Source organism: Devosia sp. (genome assembly GCF_040509215.1).
Classification (GTDB): domain Bacteria; phylum Pseudomonadota; class Alphaproteobacteria; order Rhizobiales; family Devosiaceae; genus Devosia.
In genome coordinates this window covers 1-10,462 of sequence record NZ_JBEVLL010000368.1, presented here as the reverse complement: position 1 = coordinate 10,462, position 10,462 = coordinate 1, and the positions used below count along the sequence as shown (strand labels likewise).

10 protein-coding genes and 1 pseudogene are annotated in these 10,462 nt (G+C 62.7%); 4 read left to right on the top strand and 7 right to left on the bottom strand.

Annotated features, from left to right (window positions below):
* Positions 1-486: pseudogene (locus ABW043_RS20900) on the bottom strand (flagellar motor protein MotA); the annotation flags it as partial.
* A 165-nt stretch (positions 487-651) separates the two neighbouring features.
* Here ABW043_RS20900 and ABW043_RS20895 point away from each other — a divergent pair.
* Positions 652-1,392 carry a DUF1868 domain-containing protein gene (locus tag ABW043_RS20895; protein ID WP_353923126.1) on the top strand — a complete coding sequence of 247 codons (741 nt, stop codon included), beginning with the start codon at positions 652-654 and terminating at the stop codon, positions 1,390-1,392.
* Here the strand turns inward: ABW043_RS20895 and ABW043_RS20890 are convergent.
* The 4 genes from ABW043_RS20890 to ABW043_RS20875 all read right to left on the bottom strand — a co-directional run bounded on the left by ABW043_RS20890 (position 1,367) and on the right by ABW043_RS20875 (position 5,325).
* Positions 1,367-2,161, bottom strand: a complete 795-nt coding sequence (locus ABW043_RS20890) for an inositol monophosphatase family protein (RefSeq protein ID WP_353923125.1) — start codon at positions 2,159-2,161, stop codon at positions 1,367-1,369. The two genes, ABW043_RS20895 and ABW043_RS20890, sit on opposite strands and share 26 nt — an antisense overlap.
* A 134-nt stretch (positions 2,162-2,295) precedes the next feature.
* Positions 2,296-3,474, bottom strand: coding sequence for a tetratricopeptide repeat protein (locus ABW043_RS20885; RefSeq protein ID WP_353923124.1), 1,179 nt, complete (start codon positions 3,472-3,474; stop codon positions 2,296-2,298).
* Complete coding sequence (locus ABW043_RS20880; protein WP_353923123.1) at positions 3,471-4,076, bottom strand: thiamine phosphate synthase; 606 nt, start codon at positions 4,074-4,076, stop codon at positions 3,471-3,473. The genes ABW043_RS20885 and ABW043_RS20880 overlap by 4 nt, the downstream gene beginning before the upstream one ends.
* 220 nt (positions 4,077-4,296) lie before the next feature.
* Positions 4,297-5,325: a class I fructose-bisphosphate aldolase gene (locus tag ABW043_RS20875; RefSeq protein WP_353923122.1), complete on the bottom strand. Its 1,029-nt coding sequence runs from the start codon at positions 5,323-5,325 to the stop codon at positions 4,297-4,299.
* A gap of 208 nt (positions 5,326-5,533) precedes the next feature.
* Between ABW043_RS20875 and ABW043_RS20870 the strand changes: the two genes are divergently transcribed.
* Entirely contained in the window at positions 5,534-6,364 is an 831-nt protein-coding gene (locus tag ABW043_RS20870) for an aldo/keto reductase (protein WP_353923121.1), read from the top strand.
* Between the two features lie 114 nt (positions 6,365-6,478).
* Here the strand turns inward: ABW043_RS20870 and ABW043_RS20865 are convergent, their stop codons facing one another.
* Both ABW043_RS20865 and ABW043_RS20860 read right to left on the bottom strand, forming a co-directional pair.
* Positions 6,479-6,853, bottom strand: a complete 375-nt coding sequence (locus ABW043_RS20865) for a cell division protein ZapA (protein WP_353923120.1) — start codon at positions 6,851-6,853, stop codon at positions 6,479-6,481.
* Positions 6,854-6,856: 3 nt separating this feature from the next.
* Positions 6,857-7,144 carry a DUF4164 family protein gene (locus ABW043_RS20860; RefSeq protein WP_353923119.1) on the bottom strand — a complete coding sequence of 96 codons (288 nt, stop codon included), beginning with the start codon at positions 7,142-7,144 and terminating at the stop codon, positions 6,857-6,859.
* A 237-nt stretch (positions 7,145-7,381) separates the two neighbouring features.
* Between ABW043_RS20860 and tkt the strand changes: the two genes are divergently transcribed.
* Together tkt and gap are read left to right on the top strand one after the other, a co-directional pair.
* A complete protein-coding gene (tkt, locus tag ABW043_RS20855) occupies positions 7,382-9,358 on the top strand; it encodes a transketolase (RefSeq protein WP_353923118.1) in 1,977 nt (658 codons plus the stop codon).
* A gap of 49 nt (positions 9,359-9,407) precedes the next feature.
* Positions 9,408-10,415: a type I glyceraldehyde-3-phosphate dehydrogenase gene (gene gap / locus ABW043_RS20850; protein ID WP_353923117.1), complete on the top strand. Its 1,008-nt coding sequence runs from the start codon at positions 9,408-9,410 to the stop codon at positions 10,413-10,415.
* The last annotated feature ends 47 nt before the right edge of the window (positions 10,416-10,462 follow it).

The following is a 10,462-nucleotide window of genomic DNA, read 5'->3' as shown; positions in this document are numbered from 1 at the left end:
GACGCCGGCAACCGAGCCCACGGTTTCAAGGAGACCGTAAAACGTACCCATGAGGCCGAGGAAAACCAGCAGGCCCGTCAGGTAGCGCGAGGTATCCTTGGCCTCGTCGAGGCGATTGCCCACCGAGTCGAGAATGGAGCGCATGGAGGTGGGCGTGATCACCGCTTCCCCGATGCGCTCGCGCAACAGCCCGGCGACGGGCGCCAGCAGCACCGGCGGGCGCACCTGGGCCGAATTGCCGTCCTGGAGCGAATTGACCCACTTTACCTCGGGGAAAAGGCGGAACAACTGCCGGAAACTGAGGAAAATGCCGATGAACAGGGCAAAGAAGATCATCGAGTTGATGAACGGGTTGGCCCAGAAGAATGTCACGATCTGGCTGAACAGGATCGCCGCTACAAGGGCGACCAGCACCAGGAAAATGACGATCTTGATGAGGTAAACGGTGGGGCTGGCCAGGTGGTAGGGATCGTAACCTTGCGTCATCGTGCCTGACCTTTGCCCCGCGCACAGCAAATCAACTGTGCGGAAGAGTAGAGGCGCCAGAATGGCGTGACAATGGAAAAGGTTAACGTTTCCGAAGGTGGGCTGTCATGCTCGGTTCGTCTTGGGTCGCTAAGCGAGGGCAATTCACCCCGCTGGAGACCGGCCTTGTCCATCGACACCGAAAAGCTCGCCCATCACTTTGGTCTGTCCAGCAATGGGGATGCGCCGCTCCATCTCGGCATGCGCTATGACGAGACAGGCACCTTCCTCTCCGATCCGGGCAATACGGTGATCTGCCACCTCAAAGCCGAGACGGCGACCGAAGACGCGCTTTTCGATGCGCGGCAGCGCTATCTCGGCATGTCCGATGCGCATGGCCTCGCTTTTACGGCGCCAGAGAGCCTTCACATGACGCTGTTTCAGGGTGTGTTGGGGCGTCGGCGCATTTCCGGCTATTGGCCGGAAAACCTTCCGCTCGACACGCCCTTGGCCGATGCCACCGAACTGATGGTGCAGCGCCTCGAAGGCTTTTCGGCAGGACCCGATTTTGCCGTCGAACTGGTGCAGGCCGTGCCGACCGGGCTCATCGTCGAGGGCGTCTCAGACGCCGACCGCAAGGCCATGGCCGACTGGCGGAACCGGTTTGCCGATCTCTTCGGCTATCGTCATCCCGATCACGAGCGCTACCAGTTCCACATCACTTTCGCCTATCCGATAAGATGGATCGCGGATGAGCGGCTCTCAGCCTGGGCGATGATGCTCGACGAAGTCACCGAAGACATCAGGGCACGCGCTCCGGTGCTCGAATTGCGAGCCCCGGCCTTTTGTGCCTTCGAGGATATGAACTTTTTTGACGAGCTGCTGGTGCTCGACCAGAAAGCTACTGAACCGAGCGAAGCTGCTTGAAGAGAGCCCCATGCAGGGCTTCGTTGCCGGCAACGATCTGGCCGTTCCAGACCGAACCGGGCTGGCCGGCATAGTCGGTGACGAGGCCACCGGCTTCCTTGACCATCAGCAGGCCCGGCGCCACGTCCCAAGGTTTCAAACCGGCTTCCCAGAGCGCGTCGAAGCGGCCTGAGGCGAGCCATGCCATGTCGACCGCGATCGAGCCCGAGCGGCGGATGCCGGCAACGGCGGGGTTGATATGGGCGAGCTGGCGGAGCTGCAGGCCGTCATTGGAGGTGCCCTGGGTCTTGATGCCCGTGGCAATGACAGCGTCCGACAGGTGCCGGCGTTCGGCAACGCGCAAGCGCTTGCGATCGGCCAGCCAGGCGCCGCCGCCCTTTTCGGTGGTGTAGAGTTCGTCCATCACCGGATTGTAGATGACCGAAGCGACGATTTCGTCGCCGCGCTGCAGCGCGATGGCCACGGCAAAAAGCGGGATGGAGTGGAGGAAATTGGTGGTGCCGTCGAGCGGGTCGACGATCCAGGTGTGCTGGCCGTCGGTGCCGGCAACTTCGCCGCCTTCTTCCATCAGGAAAGCATAGGTCGGGCGCGCCTTGCGCAGGTCGTCAAAGACGATCTGTTCGGCGCGCAGGTCGGCCTTGGATACGAAATCGGCCGGGCCCTTGCGGGAAACCTGCAGGTTTTCCACTTCGTTGAAATCGCGCGACAGCGACTTGCCGGCCTTGATGGCGGCATTGACCATGACGGTGAGAAGGGCGGAACGCGCCATTGTTTGCTCGCTTGGCTTAAGCGGTTCATGCAGCGCCGCCGGGATTTTCATCCCGACGCGGCGCTCGTGGGGCCGATGCCCCGCCGCTTCAATTGAAGGTTTGGCCGGCTTATTGCCTCAGAACGTGGCTCGGTTCAAGGGTTTTGCGCCGGTTCGGTGGTGGCTGGCTCGGTCGGTTCGGTCTCTGCAGGCGCGGCGGCGGGCGTCGGCTGGGGCGGCTTGGCATTGGTTATGCCATTGGGCAGGACTACGCGGCTTGGCGCATTTTCCATGTCGGTGGGCGCCGGCAGGGGCGGGCCGAACACGTTTGGCGTTGTCGGAATTCTGGCAATGGTTTCGATGCTTGGCGGCGTCGAAGGCCAGAAGCGAGCGCGTTCTTCCGCCCGCGCCAGCGCGTCGGGCGGAATGGAGACCAGCAAGCGGTCAAGCGAAGGGTCCGACAGGCCCTGGCGCCGGGCCAGAGCCCGCCACATGGCCGCGGTTTCAAGGTCGAGCGCCGTGCCTTCGCCAACCGCCACAAGCTTGGCGAGACGGTTTTGCGCGACAGGATTGCCGCCTTCAGCCGCCTGTTCATACCAGCCCGCCGCCGCTTCGATGTCCCGCTCGATACCCTGGCCGAGATAGAGCAGGGTGGCGTAGTCGATCTGGGCGGCGATCAGGTCGTGCTCGGCGGCAAGGCCGATATAGCGGGCGCCTGCGGCAGCATCAGGGGCAACCCCGGCGCCTTCGATCAGCATCGAGCCATAGTCATATTGGGCTTCGGGCAGGTCGGCGTCTGCAGCTTCCTTCATCAGCGCCGCGGCCGCCGTCAGGCTCGGATCGGCATAGATGCCTTCGACATGGAGCAGCGCCAGATTGTATTTGGCCGGCGCATAGCCTTTGTCGGCGGCCTGACGGAAAAGCGCGGCCGCCTTGTCGCGATCCTGCGTCACCCCGGAGCCGTCCTGATAGAGCATGCCCAGCTCGAAAATCGCCAGTTTGTCGCCATTGTTGGCAGCGAGCTGATACCAGCCAGCGGCGCGCTCGACATTCTGCGCGACGCCAAGTCCCTTCGAGTAGATTTCGGCAATCAGTGTCTGGGCGGCGGCGTCGCCCTGTTCGGCGCGCGGCAAGGCGAGTTCGAGCGCGGTCAGGAAATAGCCGCGCTGAAAGGCGCCGAAGGCGAAGTCCGCCGGGTCCGGCGCGCCAAAAATCGAGTTCGAGATGCTGGCGGCTTCGGTTGCCTGCGCCTGCGAGCGGGTCTGGGCCTGAGCCTGGGCCGCAACGGGCAGGGCGGCGAGGGTCAGCGCCAGCAACGGCGCGAGCCAGTTCATGCTTGTGCTTTCAGTGCGGCAGCAAAGGCTGCGAGGGACGTCGCCGGGTCGTCCTTGGCCCAGACGCAGTCGGAGAGCGCGAGGAATTCGGCGCCGGTTTCGTCTTCTGCATCGGGTGCTGCCGCCGGATTGGAATGGACCGCGGGCACTTCGAAGGTTTCGGCCCACCATTGCGCCAGTTCGGCCGCCTGCGGATCGACGGGGCCACCGAGCGGGCCAAACATCACATAGTCGATATCGAGCTCGCCAAAGCTCATCGCATCGTGGCGCGTGCGCACATTGCCTGCCCCCACAATGCCCTCTGGTTTCATGGCTTCGGCAGCAGCGCGAATGGCCTTGGCGCCGCCGGTCGTCACGTGAACGCCATCGGCGCCGATCGACTGGGCCAGCGCCACATCATCTTCGACCAGCACTGCAGCGCCGGCCGCCTGGCCGATCTGCACCAGCCGCTCGGCCAGTTCGGCATAGGCCGCATTATCGAGCGAACCACGGCGCACTAGGAGGGCTGCGACCTCGGGGCCGGTCAGCACGCCCATCAACTGGCGGGGAAACTGCGCAAGGTCCGGATCGGCGGGCGTGATGAGGTAAAGCTGAGGAGCCATGGATTTCCCGGAGAAGACGCTGCGTGTCCGTAAAATGCCATTTTGGCAAGAAAGGGACCGGCCTCCAATAGGGTATGGTGGGGAGGGTGGCAATGTGGAGGCTGTTTTCGTCGGCCGCCGCACCCCGAACCAAAAGAAAAGGCGCGCTCCGGGAGAAGAGCGCGCCAGTCGTGACGTTGGGACGTCAGAGAGGAAATTCAGGCAAGCCTGATCGAGACGATCAAGCGGCCCGGTCGAGTTCGTTGGTCCATTCGCCGAGAGCGGCGAGCGAGTTCATATGGGCCCGGTGGGCGAACGCGGCCTGGGCCGCGGGGAAGTTCTCGCGACGACCGGCCCAGGTGCGCAGGGCCACATTCTGCAGCGCGCGACCATAGGAGAAGGTCATCGGCCAGGGCTTGAACGGGATGCGGTTCATGGCCGAGAGATGGGCCGTCGCTTCTTCGTCGGTCTGGCCGCCGGAGAGGAAGGCAATGCCCGGCACGGCGGCAGGGACGTGCTCCTTGAGCACTTCCACGGTGCGCCTCGCGATCTCCTCGACCGAGGGACGGTCGCGCGAGTTGACGCCCGGCAGCACCATGTTGGGCTTGAGCAGCATGCCCGAAAGGTCGACGCCGGCAAGGCGGAGTTCCTTGAAGACGTTTTCGAGCACTTCGCCGGTCACCTGGGCGCTGCGTTCGAGCGAGTGATTGCCCGGATCGCCATCGCCGACAACTTCTGGCTCGACGATCGGCACGATGCCGGCCTCCTGGCAGAGGATGGCATAGCGGGCCAGCGCATGGGCATTGGCGCGGATATTGTTGCGGGTGGGTGCCACGTCATTGATGGTGATGACGGCGCGCCACTTGGCAAAACCGGCGCCGAGCGTTGCATAGCGTTCGAGGCGCTGGCGCAGGCCATCGAGGCCCTCGGTGATCTTTTCGCCGCTATCGCCGGGCATGGGGAATGCACCGCGATCGACCTTGATGCCGGGAATGGTGTCGACATCGGCGAGAATGGCGCGGAAGGGGGTGCCGTCGGCGGCAGACTGTTCCAGCGTCTCTTCGGTCAGGATGACGCCCGAGATATAGTTGCGCATCGCATCGGTCGAGCGGAACAGCATCTCGCGATAATCGCGCCGCAGGTCGAGCGAATTGGGCAGGTTGATCTTGGCGAAGCGCTTGGCAATCGTGCCTTCGGATTCGTCGGCGGCGAGAATGCCCTGGCCTTGTGTCATCAGCTTCTGAGCGATGGCATTGAGCGACTTGGTCATTTTATGTCTGGCGCCTTGCAGTGGGAACGGGATGCCCAAAGCTTAGACTTTCGGATCGTGCCGTCGATTAGACCTTGGGTTATCAGACGAAAGGATGATCTTGTATGGAAGATAGTTTTGGAACTTGGCAGCAAGTGTCTTTCATCGTAAAACGACGATCAAGCTGAGTCCTTCGGCATAACTTATTCCCACAGCAATGGATAAAACGATGAGCACGCAACCACACGTGACCTTCCATGACGGCCGTTCCATCCCCCAGGTTGGGCTCGGTGTCTGGCAGACTCCGAATGACGTCGCCGTCACCGCCGTCGATGCCGCGCTGAAGGCCGGTTATCGCCATATCGATACCGCTGCCGTCTACCAGAACGAAGAGGGCGTGGGGCAGGGCATTGCCGGCTCGGGCGTCGCCCGTGGCGACATCTTCCTCACCACCAAGGTCTGGAACGACGACCAGGGTTTTGACGAAACCCTGCGCGCCATGGATGCGAGCCTCAAGCGTCTCGGCACCGACTATGTCGACCTCTACCTCATCCACTGGCCCTCGGCCTATCGCGGCAAGTATGTGGAAACCTGGAAGGCGCTGATCCGTCTTCAGGAAGAGGGCAAGGCCCGTTCCATTGGCGTGTCGAACTTTGAAGGCACCTATATCGACGACCTCGCCGATGCGACCGGCGTGCTGCCCGTCATCAATCAGGTCCAGCTCCATCCGCGCTTCCAGCAGCGCAAGCTCCGCGCCGCCTATGAGCCGAAAAAGATCATCACCGAAAGCTGGAGCCCGCTCGGCCAGGGCAAGATGCTCGACAATCCAGTGATCGCCGGCATTGCCCAGCGCCATGGCAAGAGCCCGGCCCAGGTCATCATCCGCTGGCACATCGAGGAAGGTCTCGTCGTCATCCCGAAATCGGTGACTCCGAGCCGCATCGTCGAGAATTTCAATGTTTTTGATTTCTCGCTGAGCGACGAGGACAAGGCCGCCATCAATGGGCTTGATGCAGCAGATGGACGGATTGGGTCGGACCCGGTGACGGCTCAGTTCTGAGTTTTTCGCCCCTAGCGCCGCGTCATTCCCGCGAAAGCGGGAATGCTGTCTCCTCAAACAGAGATCCCCGCTTTCGCGGGGATGACGTGGTGGCTGGCTATGAATGCCGCGGCGCTATCCCTGCAGCGGCGCCGTTTCGTCGAGCACGCCGGCGATCGACTCGATCACCCTGCTGGCCTCGTCGAGTTTCCCCGCAAAAGCCTTTTCCGTGGCTTCCAGCTCGTCTGCGATTTCATGCCCGGCCTGGGTCAGGGTCTCGACCTCGGCCTCAAGCGCTGCAATTTTCCGTTCGGCTTCCGCCAGTTCGTCGACAACGGCAATCCCGGCCATCACTGTCAGCCGGTTATCGCCAATTTCGCCGACGGCGCCCTTGAGGCTTTCGACGCTGGCATTGAATCGCTCCGCCAGCTTGATCAAGTGACCCTGCTGGCCCTCCTCGCAGGCCATGCGATATTTGCGTCCGTTGATTTCGACATTGACCTCGGGCATGGGCTACTCCGTTTTCGCCAGCACAGAACGCACGGTTTCCATGGCCTCAACAAGGCGGCGGGAAACATCGTGGGCGCTGTCGTCGAGCCGCTTGGCCCGCGCCGAGGTTTTGTCGAGTTCGGTTGCAAGGCGCGCGCGTTCCTGCACGAGGCGCTGGGTGTCGACCTCGATGCGCTTCAGCCGCTGCATGCGGCCGGTCATGTCCTGAAGGCTTTGGTCGAGCCGCGCCATGGCGCCATCGAAGCGCTTTGCTGCTGCGGCGAGGCCGTCTTCATGCTGTCCGTCACTCATTGGCCGCAACTACCCCTAACGCAACGTCGATTCAAGCCGATCGACCCTGCCCCAACCCCAGCCCCATTGCAATCACAGACCGGCAAATCACAAGCAAAACTGGACGCCTCGGGCCTTTGGCGACATTGACAGGCAAGACGAACCTGTTATGCCTCAACCCGCCTTTGGGAGGAGCGCCGTCAGGCCTCTTATCCCCTTACTCCCTGCCTTCTTCAGCATTAGAGAGCGGCCCGCCAGATGACGAACACAGCCCAGCAGAACGAATTGGCCAATGCGATCCGGTCGCTGTCCATGGACGCGGTCGAAAAAGCCAATTCCGGTCACCCCGGCCTGCCCATGGGCTGCGCCGATATCGCTACCGTCCTCTTCACCAAGGTGATGAAGTTCGATCCCGCCGACAGCCACTGGGCCGATCGCGACCGCTTCATCCTCTCGGCCGGCCACGGCTCGATGCTGCTTTACTCCTCGCTCTATCTCCTCGGCTACAAGGACATGGGCATCGAGGACATCAAGAGTTTCCGCCAGCTTGGGTCCAAGACCGCCGGCCACCCCGAATTCGGCCATGCCGAAGGCATTGAAACCACCACCGGCCCGCTCGGCCAGGGTCTTGCCAATTCGGTCGGCTTTGCCGTCGCCGAAGCCAAGCTCGCCGCCGAATTCGGCTCGGACATCGTCGATCACCACACCTGGGTGCTCGCCGGCGATGGTTGCCTCATGGAAGGCATTTCCCAGGAAGCGATCTCGCTTGCCGGCCACCTCAAGCTCAACAAGCTCGTCGTCATCTGGGACAACAATAACATCACCATCGACGGCAAGGTCTCCAATGCCGACTCGACCGACCAGATCGCCCGCTTCAAGGCCGTTGGCTGGAACACGATCGAAGTCGACGGCCACGACCAGGACGCCATCGAAAAGGCGCTGCTGACCGCCAAGGCGTCCACCGACAAGCCGACCCTGATCGCCGCCAAGACCACGATCGGTTTCGGCGCGCCCAAGAAGGCCGGCACGGAAAAGGTGCACGGCGCTCCGCTTGGCGCCGAAGAACTGGCCGGCGCCAAGGCTGCGCTCGGCATCGACTACCCCGCCTTCGAAATCCCGGCACACATTCTTGAATCCTGGCGCGCTGCCGCGACCCGCTCGCAGAACCTGCGCGGCGAATGGGAAGCCCGCCTTGCGGCCAATGCCAACAAGGCGAAATTCACCCGCCGCATGTCCGGCACGCTGCCGGCCGACTTTGCTGCCGTCATGGCCGCCTACAAGGAAAAGCTCGTCGCCGACAAGCCCAAGGTCGCGACCCGCAAGTCGAGCCAGATGGCCCTCGAAGTCATCAACAAGAACGTGCCGGAAACTCTGGCCGGTTCTGCCGACTTGACCCACTCGAACCTCACCAACACGCCCGAGACGCTGCCCTTCCAGGCCGACAACCGTCTTGGCCGCTACATGATGTACGGCATTCGCGAGCACGAAATGGGCGCCGCCATGAATGGCGTGGCGCTCCATGGCGGTCTCATCCCCTATGGCGGCACCTTCATGGTCTTCACCGACTATGCCCGCCCCGCCATCCGCCTCTCGGCCCTGATGGAACAGCGCGTCATCTATGTCATGACCCACGATTCCATCGGCCTTGGCGAAGACGGCCCGACCCACCAGCCGGTGGAACACCTCTCGGCCCTCCGCGCCATTCCGAACCTGCTGGTTTTCCGTCCGGCCGACGCGGTTGAAACCGCCGAGTGCTGGGAACTGGCGATGACCTCGACCAAGGCTCCGTCCATTCTTGCGCTGTCGCGCCAGAACCTGCCGGCCGTCCGCACCGAAAACTCGGCCGAGAACAAGTCGGCCAAGGGCGCCTATTCGCTGATCGGCCCGGCCGATGCCGACGCCATCATCTTCGCCACCGGCTCGGAAGTCGCCATTGCCGTCGAAGCCCAGAAGACCCTCACCGAACAGGGCATCAAGGCCCGCGTCGTCTCGGTGCCGTCCATGGAGCTCTTTGCCAAGCAGTCCGACGCCTATAAGGCCGAAGTTCTCGGCACGGCGAAGGCGCGCGTTGCCGTCGAAGCCGGTATCGAAATGAGCTGGAACAAGCTGCTGGGCGACAAGGGGCGTTTTGTCGGCATGCACTCGTTCGGCGCCTCGGGACCAATTGACGCGCTCTATGCCCACTTTGGCATTACGTCCAATGCCGTTGTTGAAGCCGTCACCGCACAGTTGTAAGAGAGCCGCGCCTCCCTTTCTCCTTTCTCCCCTCTAGGAGCGTTAAAACATGGCAGTTCGCGTCGCCATCAATGGTTTTGGCCGTATCGGCCGCAATGTCCTGCGTGCCATCATCGAATCCGGCCGCACCGATATCGAAGTTGTTGCCATCAACGACCTCGGTCCGGTCGAGACCAATGCGCATCTCCTGCGCTTCGATAGCGTCCATGGCCGCTTCCCGCACACCGTGACGGTTGCCGGCGATACCATCGATGTCGGCCGTGGCCCGATCAAGGTGACCGCCGTGCGCGATCCCGCCGAGCTGCCGCATGCCGCCATGGGCGTGGACATCGCGCTCGAATGCACCGGCATCTTTACCAGCAAGGAAAAGGCCTCGGCCCACCTCAAGGCCGGCGCCAAGAAGGTGATCATCTCGGCTCCCGGCGACGGCGCTGACAAGACCATCGTCTACGGCATCAACCACGCCTCCCTCACCAAGGAAGACGTCGTTATCTCGAACGCCTCGTGCACGACGAACTGCCTCGCGCCGCTCGCCTATGTGCTGCACAAGGAATTCGGCATCGAGAAGGGGATGATGACCACCATCCACTCCTATACCGGTGACCAGCCGACCCTCGACACCATGCACAAGGATCTCTATCGCGGCCGCGCTGCGGCCCTGAGCCAGATCCCGACCTCGACCGGCGCAGCCAAGGCCATTGGCCTGGTGCTGCCCGAACTCAAGGGCAAGCTCGACGGCGTTTCGATCCGCGTGCCGACCCCGAACGTGTCCTGCGTCGACTTCAAGTTCATTTCCAAGCGCAATGTCACCGCGCAGGAAATCAACGATGCGGTCAAGCGCTATGCCGATGGCGAACTCAAGGGCGTGCTCGGCTATACCGACCAGCCCAACGTTTCCATCGACTTCAACCACGATCCCCATTCCTCGACCCTGGCTCTCGACCAGACCAAGGTGATGGACGGCAATTTCGTGTCGGTCCTCTCCTGGTACGACAACGAATGGGGCTTCTCGAACCGCATGGCCGACACGGCCGTGGCTCTGGGCAAGACGCTCTAAGCGGCTTTGCCGGACGGAATTGAAAAGGGGCGCCGCAGGGCGCCCCT